A 20,312-nucleotide genomic window follows, 5' to 3' on the forward strand; every position below is an offset into this window, starting at 1 on the left:
ATGACCATTTTTGAAGCAATTATTTTGGGTATAGTTCAGGGGCTTACTGAATTCCTACCTGTATCATCCAGCGGACATTTAGAAATTGCAGCTGCACTACTGGGTAGCAATTCTGTACCCGAAGAAAGTTTACTATTTACTGTAGTCGTCCATTTTGCCACTGCTTTAAGTACAATAGTCGTATTTAGAAAAGATGTTGCTGATCTTTTAAACGGATTGTGTCAGTTTAAAAACAATGAGGAAACCCAATTTTCCTTAAAAATCATCTTATCCATGATTCCTGCTGTTGTGGTAGGTTTACTTTTTGAAGAACAGTTGGAGCAATTGTTTGGTGGTAAGGTTGTTTTTGTAGGATTCATGCTTTTGATAACGGGCTTATTACTCTATCTAGCAGACAAAGCAAAAAACACAGGTAAACCAGTTTCCTTTGTCAATGCTGTTATTATTGGGATTGCGCAGGCTGTCGCCATGTTGCCAGGAATTTCTCGCTCTGGAGCAACTATTTCGACTTCTGTTTTACTGGGTATAGATAAGAATAGAGCAGCAAGGTTTTCTTTTTTAATGGTAGTTCCATTAATCTTAGGAAAAATAGGTAAAGATGTTTTATCAGGTGACCTGACTTACCAAAGTGACCAGTTTGGAAGTATGGTTATCGCTTTCACTGCGGCATTTGTCGCAGGACTTATAGCATGCACATGGATGATTCAACTTGTTAGAAAAAGTAAGTTGAGTTATTTCTCAGTTTATTGTGTCATAGTTGGTGTACTCGCCATTGTTGCTGGAACATATTATTAATGAACAATCAGCAAAAACCATACGGAGAAGTTTTTCTCGTCAACAAACCCTACAAATGGACTTCTTTTGATGCCGTAAAAAAGCTAAGAAATGCGCTTAAGGTAAAGAAAGTAGGACATGCAGGCACCCTTGATCCTTTGGCTACAGGCCTATTGATTATTTGTGCTGGAAAAGAAACGAAAAACATCGAACAGTATCAGGCTCAAAAAAAGGAATACTCTGGTACTTTTGTTTTGGGTAAAACCACTGATTCTTTCGATTTAGAGCAGGAGGTGATTGATGTTGCCGACCCAATGCATCTGACCGAGGAGGAGATTTTAAAGGCTGTTGCTACCCTTACGGGAGACATCATGCAAATTCCACCAAATCATTCCGCTATTAAAAAGGATGGAAAACGCGTCTACGAATCTGCAAGAAAAGGGATTACTGTAATACTTGACCCTAGGCCAGTTACTGTGGAAGTATTTGAAATAACCCGTATCGAGCTACCAGAAATCCATTTCAGGATAGTTTGTTCCAAGGGAACTTATATCAGAAGTCTGGCAAGAGATCTTGGAGATGCGCTTGAGGTGGGTGCATACATGTCGGCCCTTTCCCGAGATGCTATTGGTGAATTCAAGCTTGAAAATGCCTGGGAGCTTGATCAATTGATAGAAAAAATCAAAAAAGAGCAAAATGAAAATTTATAAATCTCTTGATGATTTCCCTGACATTCAAAAACCTGTAGTTACGATTGGCTCTTTTGATGGTGTGCACCTTGGCCACCAAAAAATACTCAAAAGACTTAAAAACATTGCCAAATCCATAAATGGAGAAACCGTATTGGTCTCCTTTTGGCCCCATCCGAGAATGGTATTGTTTCCTGAATCGCATGGAATAAAATTGCTTTATAGCTTTAATGAAAAAGTAGCACTTTTAGAAAGTTTTGGCATTGATCACCTATTAAGTATTCCATTTACGATGGAGTTTTCTAAAATGGAATCTAAAGATTTTATTGAGAAAATATTAGTAGAGAAAATCAAAACCAAGAAGCTGGTCATAGGCTACGACCATCGATTTGGCAGAGGCAGAGAAGGCAGTTTTGCCCACCTACATGCAGAACAAGGTCGGTATAATTTTGAACTTGAGGAAATCCCCAGAAAGGACATAGATAATATAGGCATAAGTAGCACCAAAATCAGAAAAGCACTCGAAACGGGAAATATCGTTTTAGCCAATGAATTTCTTGGCAGACCTTACAACTTACAGGGAGAAGTTATAGAAGGTGATAAAATTGGTAGAACTATAGGCTTCCCTACAGCCAATATTAAACTTGAAGAAAAGAATAAACTGGTACCAATGGATGGGGCATATATTGTAAGGGTTTTGATAGAAGACAAAGCCTACGAAGGTATGCTCAATATAGGCATTCGTCCAACTATCTCTGGCGAACGAAGAAATATTGAAGTAAATATTTTGGACTTTGATCAAGACATTTACGGTAAAATCATTAACATGGAGTTATTAGCATTCCTACGTTCTGAGAAAAAATTTGAGAACCTCAATGCCTTAAAAAAGCAATTGAATATAGACCAAGAACAGGTAGTAGATTTCTTTTCTGCAACAAACAAGAAGTCTAATGATTGATAAAACTGTAAAAGATGCACATGAAGCAGTCTCTGATATAGAAAATGGAGCTGTTATACTTATTGGTGGTTTTGGACTTTGTGGCATACCTGAAGCCAGTATCAATGCATTGCTAAAGACAAAGCTTAAAGGCCTGACCTGCATTTCCAATAACGCGGGAGTTGATGATTTTGGAGTAGGTTTACTCATCAAACAACATATGCTTAGAAAGTTAATCTCAAGCTATGTAGGGGAAAATTTAGAGTTTGAAAAACAATTCAAAGCCGGAACCCTGGAATTAGAATTGATACCTCAAGGGACGCTTGCGGAACGGATAAGAGCTGGTGGTGCTGGCATACCTGCCTTCTATACCCCGGCTGGGGTTGGCACACATTTAGCTGAAGGCAAAGAAGTAAGAGAGTTTGACGAACGTTTATTTTTATTGGAACGTTGGATAAAAGCTGATTTTGCACTTATTAAAGCCTGGAAAGGTGACACTGCCGGAAATCTGATTTATAAAGGAACAGCCAGAAACTTTAATCCATTGATGGCCACCGCAGGTAAAATCACTATCGCTGAAGTGGAAGAACTGGTACCGGTGGGAGAGTTAGACCCCAACCAAATTCATACGCCTGGAATATATGTGCAGCGCATTTTTCAAGGTGACAATTATGAAAAAAGAATAGAAAATCAAACCGTTAGAAAATAATCTTTACTACGCATGCTAAGCAAGAAACAAATAGCTCAGAGAATCGCCAGTGAGATCAAAGACGGTCAATACATATATCTAGGCATTGGCATCCCTACTTTAATTGCCAATTATCTTCCGGAACAGCTACAGGTTGTGTTTCAGTCGGAAAATGGACTTTTGGGAATAGGCCCATATCCGGAAACGGAAAATATGGATCCCGATATAATCAATGCAAGCAAAGAAACCATAAGTATGGTCAAGGGCTCCTCTTTGTTTGATTCTGCAGAAGCTTTTGCCATGATCAGAGGAGGGCATATTGACCTTTCCATTTTAGGTGCATTGGAAGTATCAGAAAATGGAGACATAAGTAACTGGAAAATCTCATCCGGGCTTGTAAAAGGTGTTGGAGGGGCATTGGATCTGGTAGCTTCTGAAGCTAAACTTTATGTAGCCATGCATCATTGTCATAAAGATGGTAGTTCCAAATTGCTCAAACATTGTGAGATGCCTATTACGGGAATTAGATGCGTTCAAAAGATTTTCACAGACCTTGGTGTATTCACTATACTTCCTGAAGGTGGTTTTAAACTCTGTGAAAGAGCTCCTGGCGTCAGTATTGAAGAAATAAAAGCAAAAACCGAAGGAAGACTTGTAATAAAGGGAGATATAAAGGAAATGGAATTGTTTGATAGGGATTAGTGAAGGCACTTTGCCAATTCTTTCTTAATTTTGCATGAATAAATTGAATCTAATAAAAATGAAAAAATCTGAAATCAAATTTACTGTTTCCCTGGACGATGATAATCTGCCAAAAAGTATAGAATGGGATGCTACTGACAAAGAAGCCGAAGGGGCTGAATCTACCAGAAGCATAAGTTTGAATGTTTGGGATACGCTTAACCAAAGTACCTTAAGAATCGATCTTTGGACTTCAGAAATGTCAGTTGCAGAAATGAAAAGATTTTATATTGATATTTTAGGTGGTATGGGACAAAACATATTGAACAGCACAGGAGACGAATACTATTCTGAAGAGATAAAAGCCCTTTGTGACCGTTTAGTAAAACATGTCAACGAGGAAAACGAAAAAAAGCAATAATTCTTTGAATGCTTTTGAGGTACAATTACCTCTTTATTTTAAATATAGCAAATGGATAATCCTTAATTTGGATTATCCATTTTTGTATACAAAGGTTTTAACCCGAAATATGCAATAGACATTCTATTACGTGCTGAAATCGCTTTAAAATCAGCCACTTCGTTGCTGTTTGGAGATTTCACCATAGCGGTGCTATGCTAAAATCTCCAAACAGCCTGATTTTCTGCGATTGCAACACTTCCCGTAAACACGGGACAGGCTTCACCCCTGACAATTGTCAGGACGGAGAAATCCTATTACATAATCCGGGTTTAATGATAAATAATCACCAACTAAACGCAATTTGAAAGCATCTACACAAAGCTAATTTTTTAAGTGTCCAATGTTTTAATTAAAAACAAAATTGAAATTCGGTATCTTAGCTTTGTGAAACACTATTTTATTAGGAATTTTATTGTAAATTAATAACAAGTTTATACGAATAATAGCAGAGCTCAATTGTTAACAATTTAATACCTATAAGCTATTGCAAAATGACCTGAATTAACTTATTCTTATCCATTTTGACATCTAAACCCAAAGTGCCATGAAAACTAACCGACAACAAAAGGGTTTCCATTATAATATACTATTAATTGGGTTATTTCTTCTCCCATTAACACCCTTACTCGCTCAGCAAGCAACAACGATAACAGGTACGGTCAAAGACATGGATACCAACGAAACCTTAATCGGTGTAAATATCCTGGTAAAAGGAAAGGTTTCGGGAACCATTACGGATGTAAAAGGAAATTTTTCAATTACCGTGGGCTCCCCACCTCCTATTACTTTGATCTTTTCAATGGTGGGTTTTACCAGCCAGGAAATAACAATTACCTCTCCTAATCCCTCACCATTAGAGGTTATTTTATCAGAACAAACCTTTTTGGGACAAGAAGTAGTTGTTTCCGCCTCTAGAGTAGAAGAAAGTATTCTCCAATCACCAGTATCTATAGAGAAAATGGATATATTGGATATTAGAGAGGCTCCAGGGGATTCCTACTACAAGGGCATAGCCAATTTGAAGGGCGTGGATATAACAAGTTCCTCAATAAACTTCCAAATTTTAAATGCCAGGGGTTTTAACTCAACAGGAAATACCCGTTTTGTTCAACTAACGGATGGCATGGACACGCAGGCCCCTTCGTTAAACTTCCCTATTGGAAATCTGAATGGACCATCTGAGCTTGATGTAGAAAGTATTGAGTTTATACCTGGAGCCTCCTCGGCCCTTTATGGTCCTAATGCTTTCAATGGAATTTTGCTGGTAAATAGTAAAAACCCCTTTGATTATCAAGGCTTAAGTGCTTATTTCAAGCAAGGAATAAACCATATAAATACTAATCCTGAAGAACCTGGCTCACCCCAACCTATGTATGAAGGAGCCATCAGGTATGCCAAAGCATTCAATAATAAGTGGGCTTTCAAAATCAGCGCTTCAATGATGAAGGCGGTGGATTGGTACGGTACCAACAGCACCGACCTCAACTCCATTGCCCAAGGAGACTTACCATTCAACCCAGGAGCAAATCAAGTCCACACTTTTGGAGACGAGGTTTCCAATAATATTGGTCTACTAAGAAATGTGAGTGCCATTCAAGAACAAGCAAATTTGCTTGGAATAGGCACTTATATTGGTAGCATTCCTGATCAGGTGGTATCAAGGACTGGTTATCCTGAAAAAACACTGGTAGATTATGGGGCACGTAATTATAAGTTAAATGGAGCTTTGCATTACCGTATCTCTGACAATGCGGAAATATTTTACTCCTTAAACTACGGTTCAGGTACTTCTATTTATACCGGGGCCCAAAGATACTCCCTTAATGAATTTTTTATCACCCAGCACAAATTAGAATTAAAAGGTGATAACTATTTTGTCCGTAGCTACACGACTAGAGACAATTCAGGTAAGTCTTATATCTCAGATTTAAATGGAATTTTAATCAATGATACCTGGAAGGACAATTCTACCTGGTATGGAGAATATACCCTAAACTACCTAGGCGCATTGGCCAATCAACAAGTTGTTCCGGGCCAGCTTGGTACCACAGCACAACAGGCAGCAGCGCACCAATTTGCGAGACAACAGGCAGATCAGGGCAGGTACCTTCCCGGAAGTGCTGAATTCAACAATACAGCTGCGGATATTAGTGGAGATTTTATCCCTAGTGGTTCATTGTTTTATGATCGTTCCAGAATGTACCTAACGGAAGGTCAGTATGATTTCAAAAATGAGATAGACTTTTTAGATCTCCAAGTTGGGGCAGCTTACAGGGTTTATGATTTAAGATCCAATGGAACCATATTTGCTGATTATGAAGGCAATGACATCACCATTTCAGAAATCGGTAGTTATGCACAAGCCTCCAAACGTCTATTGCAAGAAAAGTTAAGACTAATGGGTTCTTTAAGGTACGATAAGAATGAAAATTTTGATGGACAGTTTAGCCCAAGAATGGCGGCAGTGTTCACAGAGAAAAATCATAATTTCAGGTTGTCTTATCAAACTGGGTTTAGAATGCCTTCAACCCAAGCTCAGCACATTGACCTCAATGTAATATCTGCCCGACTAATTTCTGGTTTACCCTACTATAGAGACAAATACAAAATATATGAGAATGGATATTCATTGGCGTCTGTCCAAGAATATACTGCTGCTGTAGCTCAAGGAGCCAGTCCGGTTGGAGCATCTGCAACAGGGCTTTTAGAGCCAGTGACTTCACTTCCTGCCCTAAGTCCTGAAAAGGTTAAAGCCATAGAAATTGGCTATAAGGGATTGCTAACGGATAACAGGCTTCTAATTGACTTCGCCTATTACTACAATAGATATAATAATTTCATTTCCCAAACGGCCATACGAAAAGCTCCGGGACCAGTATACCCAGGTGCTGACCCTAGCTCAGATGAAGGAGCCATAAATGCCATCAATGCACCTTCCCTTCTGACACCTGTGACCACACCAGGACAAGAAAACACCTTTCAGTCCTACACCAATATTGTGGACAGAGAGGTTCGTGCCCATGGCTTGGTTCTTGGAGTTAATTATAATCTTCCAAGCAATTATACTATCAGTAGCAATTACAACTACAACAAGTTACTAACAGAATTTGAGGCGGGATACTTGTCAGAATTTAATACCCCGGAACATAAGGTCAACATAGTATTTGGGAACAGAAAATTAACTGATAAACTAGGGTTTAATCTTGCCTACAGATACCAAACTTCATTTAGATGGGAATCAAGCTTCGCTAGAGGTACAGTTCCTGAAGTCCATAATTTGGATGCACAGGTCTCCTACAAAGTTAAAAGCATGAAGTCAATTCTTAAGTTAGGTGGATCAAATGTTCTTAACAATAGGTATTTTCTAAATTTTGGAGGACCTACTACCGGAGCCATATTTTACCTGTCCATTACATTTGATGAATTGCTAAACTAAACCAATAAGATTATGAAACGATATCAAACGTTTATTACATTTTTGGCCCTTGGTTTACTCCTTTCCTGCCAATATGAATTCCCAGAACCTGATTTATTAACTCCGGATTCCGGGCAAGCCGACTTCACTAAAATGGTCACCATTGGAAGTTCAATTACTGCGGGTGTTATGGATGCGGCTTTATACAATCGATCGCAACAAAACTCTTTTGCCGTCATTTTAGCCAATCAAATGAAAGAAGTTGGCGGAGGTGTTTTTAACGTGCCTGAAATTGATGCTGAGGTGGGTGACTTGATCCTCACTCCTACAGGAGGAGGTTTGGGCCGCTTAATACTAACTGTAAACAGAAATACCGGCAGTATTTTACCTTCACCAATAATTCCCGGTAATCCCATTACTCCATTTACCGGAGATAAATCTTCAATCAATAATTTTGGAATAAATGGGCTTTCATTGGCCGGAGCACTATTACCGGCATCTGGGGATCTACAAAACCCCACCCACCCTTTATTCAACCCCTATTATGCTAGATTTGCCAGTAATCCTGGGATGTCAACACCTATAGAAGATGCTGCGGCGGCCTTGGCAGATGGAGGAACATTCTTCGTTTTTTGGCTAGGTAAAAACGATGTTTTACCCTATGCTTTGACAGGTGGTGCCATTCCGGAATTATTAACAAGCGATCAGGATTTTTCACAGCGCTATCAGGCGGCCTTGGGAACCATGCTTCAAGCCAATACGGAAGCCAAAGGGGCTCTTGGAAACATCCCTAACATCAATGAACTCCCTTACTTTAGCACCGTTACATGGGATGCCCTTCCATTGCCAGAAGCATTGGCAAACATCGCTAATGCCGTCTATAGTGATTATAATGCAGGCTTAGATAATCTTGTAACTGCAGGTATGCTTAGTGAAGCCGAAAGAGACCTTAGAAAAATAAATTTTATCCCCGGGCAAAACGGTTTTATTATTGAAGATAAAACTTTAACTGATTTTAATGGAAATGGTTTACCATCAATCAGGCAAAGCAATATAAACGACAAAGTTGCCTTAACAACAGGTCAGGTCTTAGGACAAATAATTGGAAATGATCCAAATATGATCGTAGGTGTTACCGTTCCTGTAGGTGACCAATACATTTTGCTTCCCTCCGAACAAGAATTGATGACTGAAAAAATTAACGCTTTCAATCAAATAATCGCCACAGCTGTTTCTTCAAATTCCGACAGATTGGTTTTGGTAGATGCAAAAAACCTAATGGACAATATCAACCAAGGTTTGGTCAATGCAAATAGTGTTGCTGTTACCAATTCTATTTCACCACCAAATGGAGCTTTTTCAACCGATGGAGTTCATCCTAATGCAAGAGGGAGTGCGGTTTTGGCCAACCACTTTATCCAATCCATTAACGACAAGTGGGGAAGTTCAATACCTATGACAAACCCAAATTCATTTATGGGCAACGACCTACCCCGATAAGTGCTATGGAAACAGCTACCATTATACTAGCTGCAGGAAACTCAAGTAGATTAGGAGAACCAAAGCAGCTAATCAATTTCAATGGAGTAAGTCTTTTGCAAAGGATTTCAAGCATTGCATTGAACACTACCTTAGGTCCTGTAATAGTAGTTAAAGGGCAACAGAAATACCCCCTTAGCCCTCACCCAAGGCTACAGGCGGTAGTCAATTTGGAATGGGAAAAAGGTATGGGTAATTCCTTGAAGTTAGGTTTAAAAACTCTTATGGATGATTTTCAAGTAGAGCAGGTTTTGGTACTATTATCAGATCAGCCAATGGTAAATGAAGAATTAATCCATGTTTTACTGGATTCAAAAGCCAAAGGTAAGCGGCCAATTGCCGCCGCCTTTTACCAGAATTCACCAGGCGTACCTGCTATCTTTGACAAGTCTGTTTTCAAGATGATAGTGGATATGCCTGACAAACAAGGTGCAAAAAAGATACTTCTTTCCAATCCGGGTTTGGTATCTCTGGTGAAATTTGATGCAGGTAAAATAGACATAGACACACCCGAAGATTTGCTCGCCTTACAACAATCAAACTGGGAGCATTTTCAATAATTAAACGCGAAATATGCAATAGACAATCTATTTCGTGCTGAAATCGCTTCAAAATCAGCCACTTCGTTGCTGCTTTCAATTTCACCATAGTGGTGCTATGCTAAAATATCCAAACAGCCTGATTTTCTTGCGATTGCAACACTTCCCGTAAACACGGGACAGGCTTCACCCCTGACATTGTCAGGGCGGAGAAATCCTATTACATAATCCAGGTTAAAGCCAAAATACCAAACGGCCAATCTTTTGGATGAATAAAATACCTGCTTAATAAAAGGCAAAACTGATTCTCTAATACCAATGATCCTAAAAAAAACATCCCAAGCACATCATACAGCTTTTCAATTAAGTATTGTTAAGCTGCAAATATGCTTGGGATGAAAATATATATTATTACCTAGTGGACAGTAATGGTTGCATCTAAAAGTGATGCAGCAGCCTCATCAAGGTATATTCCACAATCTGCGTGTTGTTGTAAAATACTTGCTGGAAATTCAGGACTAACTTCATTTTCAAGGCATGCTTTAACGGCCTTTGCTTTTCTTTCATCTGGAACAGAACAAATGATTTTATTAGACTTCATTATCTGTTGAATAGACATGCTTATGGCCTTTTTTGGAACATCTTCCAAAGTTAGAAACCAACCTTCACCAAATTGTTGTTGACGGCAAGCTACATCTAAGTCCACAACAAGATAAGGAGTGGTGGTTTCAAAGTCAGCTGGAGGATCATTAAAAGCAAGGTGTCCATTTTCCCCGATTCCTACCATTGCCACATCTATAGGTGATTGGCTAATAAGCTCATTCAATCGATTGGTTTCTTCCATAGGATCCTGCTCTCCATCAATTAAGTGATAAGCTTTCAATCCTTTGACCTTATCCAAAAACCTTTCTTTTAAATATTTCCTGAAGCTCGCAGGATGGGTAACAGGCAATCCAAGGTATTCATCCAAATGAAACATTGTAACCTTACTCCAGTCAATATCATGGGACAATATTGTTTGAATCGTCTCAAATTGACTTGTTCCGGTGGCCAAAATAATATTGGCTTCACCTTTATTTTGGATCGCATCCAAAATTGCCTCAGCAGCATGATCTCCTGCTAATTTGCCCATTTCAGATGGGTCTTTTCGATTATAAATCTTCATTTAATAGGTATTATTTGTTTGATATTTATCCTCAGCTAATAAATCCATCTTGGCCAAGGAAAATGTAATTAAGCACTTTATCGTATCACCTGTTTTCAGGCAAAATATTTGTATTTCCTTCAAGAGACAGGGAGACATCCAAGAGGTTTACTATTTCTCTAACCTCCACTAGTTAAATCTGGGACATCTAATGTTTCCCCTCTATATATTGGCAACGGACCTTTCAATTAAAGGCCCTATAACACTCCAGATTGCAGCATTATATACTTCCATATCCAATGAAATACCATTCCTAAGGGAGTCCATCATTCTCCTATGCCGGTACGACATAGCCGGACATGTTAAAAGTCATGGTACGATGAGATTCACTGGATTTTATATTTTCGACTTTTATTGCAGAAAACAAACCGGTAATAGCGGCAAAACCTGACAATCCTCCAACCTTATGAAAATCTCTCCTTTTGTTATCCATATTTTTATTATACCTCAAATAGGTAAAACTTACCTCTACTACACCAAATATATTATAGCCATTGTATATAAAATAACTTTTTAATTCCAATAATTTAAAATAAATTCGAGGAATTATGTTATTCAAATAATCCCCCAATTTACTGAAAGTCTTTGTCATGACAAACCCACCCATCACTCAAATTGATTCAGAAAAACGGTCTAAGGATACATCTTCATCTCCGCCTTCTAAAAGACTTCTCTCAATAGATGCATTAAGAGGGTTTGACATGTTACTTATCGCAGGAGCAGGATCATTTTTAGTACAATTAAAAGGAAAAACTGGTATTTCCGCTGTAGATTGGGTTGCCGGTCAATTTTACCATCCTGCATGGAATGGTTTTTCTTTTTACGATTTTATTTTCCCTTTATTCTTATTTATTGCAGGAGTTTCGTTAACGTTTTCATTAAACAAGGGAAGGTCCTTGGGCATGACCAAGGCCACCTTATACAAGAAAACATTTTCGAGAATGATAATACTTATTCTTTTAGGTATTTTGTTTAAGAATTCACCAGTCCCATTCTTTGAACCTTCACAAATTAGACTGGGAAGTGTTTTGGGAAGAATAGGTATTGCCACCTTTGTCGCCACAATTATTTATTTAAATTTCGACTTTTACAAAAGAATTGGAGTAGCTGCCATAATTCTTTTGCTTTATTATGCAGCCTTATTCCTTATCCCTGTTCCAGGATATGGAGCAGGAGATTTAAGTATTGAAGGAAACTTAGTAGGTTGGTTTGATAGAACTTTCTTACCCGGCATCCTTAAACAAGAGATCTATGATGAACTTGGATTGTTAACACAAATACCAGCATTGTGTCTTACTGTTTTTGGTACTTTGGCAGGAGAAATTTTATCCAGGGCTTGGCTGGACTCCAAGAAAATTAAATATTTAACCATTGCAGGAATCACGGGGGTTATTTTAGGTTTGATTTGGGACTTACATTTCCCTATAAACAAACACCTATGGAGCAGTTCTTTTATAATGTTAACAAGCGGCTTGGGTTTTCTTTCTTTGCTATTATTCTATGTAATTATAGATGTATGGAAAATAAGAAAATGGGCTTTCTTCTTTCAAGTTATAGGGCTAAACTCATTAACCATCTATTTTGCCTTCAGTTTTATCGATTTCAGGTTCACTAGCAAAAAATTATTTTCAGGTTTATATGCGCCACTAGCTGAAGAATGGCATTCTGTTTATCAAGCATTCGGTGCCCTTATGTTGGTATGGGTGTTTCTATACATCCTTTACCGTTTGAAAATCTTCGTCAAAGTATAATTTGACTTGAGCTACATGCTTTCACTAGAAATAGACGATCTACCTTCAAGCGCATGATTAAATTTTAACCACTTGAAGCCATAATATCTATTTGATTAAGGAGAGAGATTGTGATTCATTCGATGAGTAACCAAAAAATGGCCGTATTGTTGTTGAAAAACGCAACAATACGGCCATTTTTTTTTAGTCAATTAATTACCTATCGGCACTTCTCTAAGCCCAGAGAAGTCTGGTTAGGCTTTTGCCTTTTGAGCCAAAGCGGCAGCTATATCCATCAAAGCAATGGTTTCTTCTTCATTAAATTCATAAGGTTCTTTTTTGGCAATACCCAATGTACCAAATAATTCCTCCTCTAAAATCATAGGCGCGGTAATCGCACCTTCCACCTTTGTATCCTTAGCTCCGGGTCTAACTACACCTGAGTCATCTGTTTGCAAATTACAAACTTGCACAGCTTCCATTCTTTCAGCAGCAATACCAGCCATTCCCTTCCCAACAGGTATAGTACTCATTTTAGGTAAAAGGAAATCTGGAATACCCACCTGAGCCTTAAGTTCTAAAAGTCCAGTTTCTTTATTTAACACGTGCAGGGTCCCTGTAACACAGTCAAATGCCGACAGGCATTCTTCAAGCCAAAGCTGCCATTCTGCATTATTGGCTTGAAGAATCCTTTGAGATAGATTGGAAGTAGTAGTCATTATTTGAATAATTTTTATTATCAATAAAAAGGTTTCTATCACAATAATAAACAAATCCTGTATAACCTTTAAGGTTAATTTTATAAATTCGAAGGAATAAAACGACAATGTCATGCAGCTTTTTTTTGAAGAGGAGATCAATGGGGAAGTATTTACTTTGGACGCTCAGGAGTCCAACCATTTATGTAAAGTTTTAAGAAAAAACATCGGGGACACCGTGCTGTTCACAAATGGAAAAGGGTCCTTGTTTACTTGTATTATTGAGGACAACAATCCAAAAAAATGTAAACTTAAAATCGTAGAACAACTTTTCACCCCGGTAGAAAAGTCACATATTCATTTGGCTATTGCGCCGACTAAGAACATGGATCGCATGGAGTGGATGCTAGAAAAAATGACGGAAGTTGGATTCGATGAAATCACATTTCTGAAAACGGCACATATCGAAAGATCAAATATCAAACTTGATAGACTGCATAAAAAATTGGTGTCTGCATGTAAGCAAAGTTTTAAAACCTGGTTGCCTGTTCTTAATCCAATTACCGACTACGAAAAGTTCATTACCGATGCCTCCTTTCATTCACATGAACGCTTTATTGCTTATGTAGACAAAGACAATGACACCCACTTGATCAAGCAAGCTTCACCAAATCAATCTTACCTTGTATTGATCGGGCCTGAGGGTGATTTCAGCCCAAATGAGATATCTGCAGCCATTAACAATGGATTTAAACCCTGTTCCCTTGGCAAGCATCGTTTAAGAACAGAAACTGCAGGTCTTGTGGCTGTTCATACTTTGAACCTATTGAATCTGGAGCAGTAAAATAACTAATCTTAAGCCAATTACTGAATCACATAACATTGTAGCGGTTTGAAGCTGGCATGTGTCTAGCTTTTGTCAGGGCATTCTTTCAACATGAAACATGCAATAGACAATCTATTACGTGCTGAAATCGCTTCAAAATCAGCCACTTCGATGCTGTTTTCAATTTCACCATAGCGGTGCTATGCTAAAATATCCAAACAGCCTGATTGTCTTGCGATTGCAACACTTCCCGTAAACACGGGACAGGCTTCACCCCTGACTATTGTCAGGACGGAGAAATCCTATACATAATCCGGGTTCAAAGCCAAAAGTAGCAGTTCCTCCAAAAAAACAACTATTAATGCTATGCCTTTAGCTATTTACTTAAGGGATCAACTTGAGTGGTTATTATCATAATAAGTCAAGGCTCTATCAAGGTCTTCGGGAACATCTATGGCTACAGCCTGGTGTTCAGTCTTGACCATTTTTATACGGATGCCATTTTCCAACAACCTTAATTGTTCAAGCATTTCAACATTTTCCAATAAGGACTTTTCCCATTGAGTAAAAGCCATCAAAAGGTCTTTTTTATAAGCATAAATCCCGATATGTCTGAAATATTTCGGTGAAGATGCTTCATTCCTTTGAAATGGAATGGGGGACCGACTAAAATATAGGGAGAAGTTATCCTTGTCGGTAACTACCTTTACAATATTCGGATTGTTGATATGACTAGGTTCTTTAATTAGTGACATAAGTGAAGCTACTTCCACTTTTTCATCCTTGAATGCAGCAACGAGATTGGAGAGAGATTCCTTGTCTTGAAAGGGCTCATCTCCTTGAACGTTTACTATTATATCCGCTTCAATTGAGGCGGCTGCTTCTGCAATACGGTCGGATCCACTTTCATGCGGTTTTTGGCTAAAAAACACTTTGCCACCTTCCTTTTTTACAGCTTCAGCAATTGATTCGTGATCCGTCACCACCAAGACCTCATCAAAAACATTTGTAGCAAGGGTGCTTAAATAAGTTCTGGCGATCAATGGTTTCCCTCTCAAATCCGCTAACAACTTTGCAGGAAAACGAGTGGCTCCAAATCTTGCAGGAATTAAGGCAATGGTCTTCATTTATTGATGTTTCTTATTAATTCTTAACTGGTTACCTATGATTTTAGATGAAATATTTTTTTGGAATTACACCAAAATCACTGAAATAAGGTTTATCTTAATAGCAAAGCTAATCAATTTAAGCCCATTTCAGGGTAAAATCAATATCTTTATTGAAAGCTAGAGCTACTAACAAACAATATATGATCATGAAAAAAACACTCCCTATTTTGGTCCTATTTATATTGTTCTTTTCCTATTCGATTAAAGCATTCACACAAGACATAAATGAGGTTGAAAGGCTTTATGAAAAAGTAGAACATGACATCCCTATGAGAGATGGGATCAATTTGCACACTGTCGTTTACATTCCAAAAGACAAATCGAAACAATATCCAATACTAATGCAACGGACACCTTACAGTGCCGGACCTTATGGACCAAACAACATGAAAAGCAAAATTGGTCCTTCTGAATTTTTAATGAAGGACGGATATATATTTGTCTATCAAGATGTAAGAGGAAGGTGGATGTCTGAGGGGCTCTACGACAATATGCGACCTACACTTTCTGCAAGAAATAAAAATTCTAAAGAAATTGATGAAAGTACGGATACCTATGACACCATAGATTGGTTATTGGCCAACATTGAAAACCACAATAGCAGGGTGGGAATATGGGGCATTAGCTATCCTGGATTTTACAGTGCGGCAGCACTACCCTTTGCACATCCCAATCTTAAGGCTGTATCTCCACAGGCTCCTATAGGAGATTTTTATTTTGATGATTTTCACCACAATGGGGCCTATTTATTAAGTTATTGGCTGGCTACCTCTGTTTTTGGTTATCAAAAAGACGGGCCAACAGAGGAGGCTTGGTATGACATGGTTAATCCTGGAACAAACGATGGATACCAGTTCTTCATGGATATGGGCTCACTTAAAAATGCAGACAAATGGTATGGTGAAGATAATTTCTTCTGGCAACAATTAAAGGAAAACCCCAATTACAATTCCTTCTGGCAAGAAAGAAGTATAATCCCCCACTTAAACAATATAAAACCAGCAGTATTGACGGTAGGCGGTTGGTTTGATGCAGAAGATCTGTATGGCCCCCTCACCGTTTACAAAACCATTGAAAGCAACAATCCCAACACTTATAATGCCATTGTAATGGGACCTTGGTCTCATGGAGACTGGTCAAGGGAAGCAGGTCAGCAAATTGTCTCCAATATCTACTTTGGAGATTCCATATCAACCTGGTACCAGAAAAACATAGAGCGCACATTTTTCCATCATTACTTAAAAGAACCCACTGAAGGAAAACCCAAGCTACCTGAAGCCTATATGTTTGATACTGGCAAACACAAATGGGAAAAATTTGATCAATGGCCACCCGAAAACAACGAATTGAAAAGCTTCTTTTTGCATGAAGGAAGAAGGCTTTCACAGGATTCCCCAGAAGGGAATCGATTTTCTACTTTTATATCAGATCCAGCCAAACCAGTACCCTATAGCCAAGACATCAAATTAAATTTTACTCCTCGTAAATACATGGCTGATGACCAGCGTTTTGCTGCAAGAAGACCTGATGTTTTGACTTTCGAAACTGAGGCTTTAACTGAAGACATGACATTCGCAGGAGAAATCATGGCCAGACTAGAAGTTGCAACCTCACAAACCGATGCAGATTGGATTGTTAAACTAATTGATATTTACCCTGGAGATTACCCTAATCACGAATATGTATTGGATGGTGTTGACATGGGGAACTACCACCTTATGGTTCGATCAGAAGTTATTCGAGGCAGGTATAGGGAAAGTTTTGAATACCCCAAACCATTTGTCCCAGACCAAATTACTTCAATTGATTTAAAATTACAGGATGTTTTACACACCTTTAAAAAAGGCCATAAAATCCAAATTCAGATCCAAAGCAGTTGGTTTCCCTTGATTGACAGAAACCCTCAAAAATATGTTGAAAACATCTTTAAAGCCGAAAATAAAGACTTCATCAAAGCCACTCATCGGGTATTCCATACTGCTGAATTCGCTAGTAAAATTGAAGTCATGGTGCTTCCTTAGAATGGTTTAAAATTAGGATTTATAGGTTTAGTTTGTGAGAATGGCGAGCGAAAATACATATATTTATCATTGAAAAGACATCAAGTGAAGGATTGAAAGGATTCAAAACATCGATTTACTCCTATCATCAGAAAGCCATTAAAAAAGGTATCCTTGCATATTTAACATAGAAAACTAAAATTCAATATGAAAACTAAAGAAAAAGAAATCGTAACCTTAAAGAGGTCACTATTAATTGATACGGAGAACAAGCTTAACAAGCAGGTGGAAATGGAAGGAAAATCTTCAGCTTACTACCTTTCTATGGCTTCATGGGCTGAAATGCAAGGTTTCTCCAACTCTGCCCGTTTTTTATATGACCATGCCGAAGAAGAAAGAGGTCATATGCTTAAATTATTTAGGTACATCAACGAAGCTGGAGGCCATGCCATTCAACCGGAAGTTACCAATATCAGGCAGCATTTTAATTCCCTCCGAGAGGTTTTTGAGTTGATTCTTGAACATGAAATAGAGGTTACCAAGTCTATAAACATCATAGTAGACCATTGTTTCAATGCGAAAGATTTTGCTACTTTTAGCTTTATGCAATGGTACGTAACTGAACAACGAGAAGAGGAAACATTAGCTAGAAGAGCTTTGGAAATCTTCGATATTATTGGCGAAGAAGGAATCGGTTTATGGACGATCGATCAGGAAATGGGCAAATTACATGCTACTAAAGAGCCTGAAGTATAAATTCAATTTTGGATTCCCCTAATAAAAAACCCTTCAGTATAAAACTGAAGGGTTTTTTATTGCCTTTTATTTAAGGCCAAGGCAGTTTTATTTATAAAGAACTAGAGGAAACCAGGATTGCACCTTGAGTTTCCATTTCTTTAAAAGCCTCTAAAGTATCATTCGGAGATAAGTTCACCCCTTTAGTAGCATCCGCTATTAAATAGGTATTGAATCCTAAATCCAGGGCATCTAAAACTGTGAATTTAACACAGTAATCAGCCGCCAAACCTGTTACAAATACATTCTCTATCCCATTAGCTTTGAGGAAGTCTCCTAAGCCTGTTTTCTCTTTCCTACCGTTATCGAAAAAACCACTGTAAGAATCAACCACTGGATTGGACCCTTTTTTAAATACCTCTCTCCAGTTTTGCTTGTCCAAAGATTTGTGGAAATCTGCTCCAATCGAATTCTCAACACAATGTACAGGCCATAAAATTTGATCTAGACCATTTAGGCTGATTGATTCCCCCACCTTCTTGCCTTCATGGTTGGCGGCAAAACTACCATGGTTGGCGGGATGCCAATCTTGGGTAGCTACAATTAGGTCAAACTTATCTTTAACCTTATTGATGACAGGTATTACTTCATCTCCCTTGCCTACGGCAAGAGCTCCGCCAGGCAAAAAGTCATTTTGAACATCTACAATTATAAGCGCACTGTTTTCCTTATTAACTTCCATTGTCCATTGCTTTAGCTTTTAACACCAAGGCTGTCCTGTATTCATATAAACTTGCTTCAAGTCCCACCGGATAAATATGAGGATTGATCAGTCTTTTATGGGTTTTATCAAAAATGGCAAGCCTATCTTGCGTTCGCTGCCTGATTTGTTGAATACTTGGGCGATTATAAACTTTCTCCCCTTTACTAAATATAGGTTTTAAAAGTATTTCTGCTTCAGCATTGTCCACAGAAATCTTCTTTCTTCGAGTAGGATCAATAGGGTCTATAATGGTAACCTTATCACTTTTCTCTAAACCTTCAAGGTAAATCATATCCGCCAAAGCCTTTCCACCAGCGGTGTACCTCAACACATTATGAAATCCTGGAATATTTATTTTTATAGATTGTTGAGACAATTTAATCTTTGGAACCCAGTCTCCATCTTTACTTTTCAAAGCAGATAGCTTATAAACAGCTCCTAAAGCAGGTTGATCATAAGCTGTTACCAGTTTTGTACCTACTCCCCATACATCTATTGACGCTTCTTGCATCTTTAATGAGGTAATGATATGCTCATCAAGGTCATTGCTTGCCACAATCTGTATATTAGGAAAACCTGCTTCATTCAACATCTTCCTAGCCAGGTTACTAAAATAAGCCAAATCCCCGGAATCAATCCGTATTCCTTTTATTTCCTTGCCAATTCCTCTTAGTTTCTCAGCTACCTCGATGGCATGCTTTACTCCTTGAACAATGTCATAGGTATCTACCAAAAGTGTAGTATTGTCGGGAAAAGTTTCAGCGTAGGACTCAAAAGCTGACAATTCATTATCAAATGACATGATCCAGCTGTGGGCATGAGTACCTGACACAGGTATACCAAATAGCTTGGCGGCCATTACATTTGAAGTGGATGAACAACCTCCAATATAGGATGCCCGACTAGCAGCCAAGGCACCGTCAATTCCTTGCGCTCTTCTCAAACCAAATTCCATCACAGGATCCCCATTTGCAGCCAATACAATCCTTGCTGCCTTGGTTGCTATCAAAGTTTGGAAATTGATAATGTTTAATAATGGGGTTTCTAAAAGCTGGCATTGAATTAAAGGGCCTTTGACCCTGACCATAGGCATGTTCGGAAACACAACTTCCCCCTCCTCTACTGCATCTATATCGCAGCTAAAGGTCATGTTTTTCAGGTAATCAATGAAACCGCTTTCAAAAACCTTTTTACCATTGGCATCTTTCATTTCAGCCAAAAACGCGAGTTCATTGTCCCCAAACTGCATATTCCTGCAATAATCAATCACATAATCTAAGCCTGCTGCAATTGTAAACCCACTTTGAAATGGGTTTTTTCGAAAAAATAAGTTGAAGATGGCTTCTTCCTCGGCCTTACCAGCTTTCCAATAGGCATAAGCCATGGTAAATTGGTAATAATCAGTTAATAGAGTAAGTGAGCTGTGATATAGGTCTTTGGTAATTTTCATAAATACGGTGCT

The 20,312-nt window shown here is 38.4% G+C and carries 19 protein-coding genes; 13 read left to right on the forward strand and 6 right to left on the reverse strand.

Annotation, left to right across the window (positions count from 1 at the left end):
* The 9 genes from CA2015_RS23160 to CA2015_RS23200 all read left to right on the forward strand — a co-directional run bounded on the left by CA2015_RS23160 (window position 1) and on the right by CA2015_RS23200 (window position 9,746).
* Entirely contained in the window at window positions 1–795 is a 795-nt protein-coding gene (locus CA2015_RS23160) for an undecaprenyl-diphosphate phosphatase (RefSeq protein WP_048644047.1), read from the forward strand.
* Entirely contained in the window at window positions 795–1,484 is a 690-nt protein-coding gene (gene truB / locus CA2015_RS23165) for a tRNA pseudouridine(55) synthase TruB (RefSeq protein ID WP_048644048.1), read from the forward strand. The genes CA2015_RS23160 and truB overlap by 1 nt, the downstream gene beginning before the upstream one ends.
* Entirely contained in the window at window positions 1,471–2,421 is a 951-nt protein-coding gene (locus tag CA2015_RS23170) for a bifunctional riboflavin kinase/FAD synthetase (RefSeq protein ID WP_048644049.1), read from the forward strand. The genes truB and CA2015_RS23170 overlap by 14 nt, the downstream gene beginning before the upstream one ends.
* Entirely contained in the window at window positions 2,414–3,109 is a 696-nt protein-coding gene (locus tag CA2015_RS23175) for a CoA transferase subunit A (protein WP_048644050.1), read from the forward strand. Before CA2015_RS23170 ends, CA2015_RS23175 begins: the two co-directional genes overlap by 8 nt.
* Window positions 3,110–3,121: 12 nt before the next feature.
* On the forward strand, window positions 3,122–3,790 hold the full coding sequence (locus CA2015_RS23180) for a 3-oxoacid CoA-transferase subunit B (RefSeq protein WP_048644051.1): 669 nt from the start codon (window positions 3,122–3,124) through the stop codon (window positions 3,788–3,790).
* Between the two features lie 58 nt (window positions 3,791–3,848).
* Window positions 3,849–4,190 carry a gliding motility protein GldC gene (gldC, locus tag CA2015_RS23185; protein WP_048644052.1) on the forward strand — a complete coding sequence of 114 codons (342 nt, stop codon included), beginning with the start codon at window positions 3,849–3,851 and terminating at the stop codon, window positions 4,188–4,190.
* A gap of 586 nt (window positions 4,191–4,776) precedes the next feature.
* Complete coding sequence (locus CA2015_RS23190; protein ID WP_048644053.1) at window positions 4,777–7,668, forward strand: TonB-dependent receptor; 2,892 nt, start codon at window positions 4,777–4,779, stop codon at window positions 7,666–7,668.
* A gap of 12 nt (window positions 7,669–7,680) precedes the next feature.
* Window positions 7,681–9,147, forward strand: a complete 1,467-nt coding sequence (locus CA2015_RS23195; RefSeq protein WP_048644054.1) for an SGNH/GDSL hydrolase family protein — start codon at window positions 7,681–7,683, stop codon at window positions 9,145–9,147.
* A 5-nt stretch (window positions 9,148–9,152) separates the two neighbouring features.
* A complete protein-coding gene (locus CA2015_RS23200) occupies window positions 9,153–9,746 on the forward strand; it encodes a nucleotidyltransferase family protein (protein ID WP_048644055.1) in 594 nt (197 codons plus the stop codon).
* Window positions 9,747–10,140: 394 nt separating this feature from the next.
* Here CA2015_RS23200 and CA2015_RS23210 read toward each other — a convergent pair whose 3' ends face one another.
* Window positions 10,141–10,890 carry a glucosamine-6-phosphate deaminase gene (locus CA2015_RS23210; RefSeq protein ID WP_048644057.1) on the reverse strand — a complete coding sequence of 250 codons (750 nt, stop codon included), beginning with the start codon at window positions 10,888–10,890 and terminating at the stop codon, window positions 10,141–10,143.
* Window positions 10,891–11,203: 313 nt separating this feature from the next.
* Window positions 11,204–11,488, reverse strand: coding sequence for a hypothetical protein (locus CA2015_RS23215; protein WP_169786509.1), 285 nt, complete (start codon window positions 11,486–11,488; stop codon window positions 11,204–11,206).
* A 31-nt stretch (window positions 11,489–11,519) separates the two neighbouring features.
* On the opposite strand from CA2015_RS23215, the gene CA2015_RS23220 reads away from it, so the two are divergent.
* Window positions 11,520–12,680, forward strand: a complete 1,161-nt coding sequence (locus CA2015_RS23220; protein ID WP_157470580.1) for an acyltransferase family protein — start codon at window positions 11,520–11,522, stop codon at window positions 12,678–12,680.
* A gap of 233 nt (window positions 12,681–12,913) precedes the next feature.
* Here the strand turns inward: CA2015_RS23220 and CA2015_RS23225 are convergent, their stop codons facing one another.
* Window positions 12,914–13,378, reverse strand: a complete 465-nt coding sequence (locus tag CA2015_RS23225; protein ID WP_048644720.1) for a GAF domain-containing protein — start codon at window positions 13,376–13,378, stop codon at window positions 12,914–12,916.
* Between the two features lie 112 nt (window positions 13,379–13,490).
* Between CA2015_RS23225 and CA2015_RS23230 the strand changes: the two genes are divergently transcribed.
* The gene (locus CA2015_RS23230) at window positions 13,491–14,201 is read left to right on the forward strand and encodes a 16S rRNA (uracil(1498)-N(3))-methyltransferase (protein WP_048644059.1); all 711 of its coding nucleotides are present in this window, start codon (window positions 13,491–13,493) and stop codon (window positions 14,199–14,201) included.
* Window positions 14,202–14,575: 374 nt separating this feature from the next.
* On the opposite strand, the gene kdsB is transcribed toward CA2015_RS23230, so the two are convergent.
* Window positions 14,576–15,310 (reverse strand): 3-deoxy-manno-octulosonate cytidylyltransferase, encoded by a 735-nt coding sequence (gene kdsB, locus CA2015_RS23235; protein ID WP_048644060.1) that lies wholly within the window; start codon window positions 15,308–15,310, stop codon window positions 14,576–14,578.
* A 188-nt stretch (window positions 15,311–15,498) separates the two neighbouring features.
* Between kdsB and CA2015_RS23240 the strand changes: the two genes are divergently transcribed.
* Window positions 15,499–17,373 carry a CocE/NonD family hydrolase gene (locus CA2015_RS23240; RefSeq protein WP_048644721.1) on the forward strand — a complete coding sequence of 625 codons (1,875 nt, stop codon included), beginning with the start codon at window positions 15,499–15,501 and terminating at the stop codon, window positions 17,371–17,373.
* A gap of 186 nt (window positions 17,374–17,559) precedes the next feature.
* Entirely contained in the window at window positions 17,560–18,108 is a 549-nt protein-coding gene (locus CA2015_RS23245) for a ferritin (protein ID WP_048644061.1), read from the forward strand.
* A gap of 91 nt (window positions 18,109–18,199) precedes the next feature.
* Here the strand turns inward: CA2015_RS23245 and pncA are convergent, their stop codons facing one another.
* Entirely contained in the window at window positions 18,200–18,829 is a 630-nt protein-coding gene (pncA, locus tag CA2015_RS23250; protein WP_048644062.1) for a bifunctional nicotinamidase/pyrazinamidase, read from the reverse strand.
* Entirely contained in the window at window positions 18,819–20,300 is a 1,482-nt protein-coding gene (locus CA2015_RS23255; protein ID WP_048644063.1) for a nicotinate phosphoribosyltransferase, read from the reverse strand. The genes pncA and CA2015_RS23255 overlap by 11 nt, the downstream gene beginning before the upstream one ends.
* Between the last annotated feature and the right edge of the window lie 12 nt (window positions 20,301–20,312).

Origin of the sequence: Cyclobacterium amurskyense (assembly GCF_001050135.1) — a bacterium.
GTDB lineage: Bacteria > Bacteroidota > Bacteroidia > Cytophagales > Cyclobacteriaceae > Cyclobacterium > Cyclobacterium amurskyense.

Excerpts from the sequence above, each read along its gene's own strand:
- CA2015_RS23160 (WP_048644047.1), top strand. The coding sequence starts at position 1 with ATGACCATTTTTGAAGCAATTATTTTGGGTATAGTTCAGGGGCTTACT.
- truB (WP_048644048.1), top strand. The coding sequence starts at position 795 with ATGAACAATCAGCAAAAACCATACGGAGAAGTTTTTCTCGTCAACAAA.
- CA2015_RS23170 (WP_048644049.1), top strand. The coding sequence starts at position 1,471 with ATGAAAATTTATAAATCTCTTGATGATTTCCCTGACATTCAAAAACCT.
- CA2015_RS23175 (WP_048644050.1), top strand. The coding sequence starts at position 2,414 with ATGATTGATAAAACTGTAAAAGATGCACATGAAGCAGTCTCTGATATA.
- CA2015_RS23180 (WP_048644051.1), top strand. The coding sequence starts at position 3,122 with ATGCTAAGCAAGAAACAAATAGCTCAGAGAATCGCCAGTGAGATCAAA.
- gldC (WP_048644052.1), top strand. The coding sequence starts at position 3,849 with ATGAAAAAATCTGAAATCAAATTTACTGTTTCCCTGGACGATGATAAT.
- CA2015_RS23190 (WP_048644053.1), top strand. The coding sequence starts at position 4,777 with ATGAAAACTAACCGACAACAAAAGGGTTTCCATTATAATATACTATTA.
- CA2015_RS23195 (WP_048644054.1), top strand. The coding sequence starts at position 7,681 with ATGAAACGATATCAAACGTTTATTACATTTTTGGCCCTTGGTTTACTC.
- CA2015_RS23200 (WP_048644055.1), top strand. The coding sequence starts at position 9,153 with ATGGAAACAGCTACCATTATACTAGCTGCAGGAAACTCAAGTAGATTA.
- CA2015_RS23210 (WP_048644057.1), bottom strand. The coding sequence starts at position 10,890 with ATGAAGATTTATAATCGAAAAGACCCATCTGAAATGGGCAAATTAGCA.
- CA2015_RS23220 (WP_157470580.1), top strand. The coding sequence starts at position 11,520 with ATGACAAACCCACCCATCACTCAAATTGATTCAGAAAAACGGTCTAAG.
- CA2015_RS23225 (WP_048644720.1), bottom strand. The coding sequence starts at position 13,378 with ATGACTACTACTTCCAATCTATCTCAAAGGATTCTTCAAGCCAATAAT.
- CA2015_RS23230 (WP_048644059.1), top strand. The coding sequence starts at position 13,491 with ATGCAGCTTTTTTTTGAAGAGGAGATCAATGGGGAAGTATTTACTTTG.
- kdsB (WP_048644060.1), bottom strand. The coding sequence starts at position 15,310 with ATGAAGACCATTGCCTTAATTCCTGCAAGATTTGGAGCCACTCGTTTT.
- CA2015_RS23240 (WP_048644721.1), top strand. The coding sequence starts at position 15,499 with ATGAAAAAAACACTCCCTATTTTGGTCCTATTTATATTGTTCTTTTCC.
- CA2015_RS23245 (WP_048644061.1), top strand. The coding sequence starts at position 17,560 with ATGAAAACTAAAGAAAAAGAAATCGTAACCTTAAAGAGGTCACTATTA.
- pncA (WP_048644062.1), bottom strand. The coding sequence starts at position 18,829 with ATGGAAGTTAATAAGGAAAACAGTGCGCTTATAATTGTAGATGTTCAA.
- CA2015_RS23255 (WP_048644063.1), bottom strand. The coding sequence starts at position 20,300 with ATGAAAATTACCAAAGACCTATATCACAGCTCACTTACTCTATTAACT.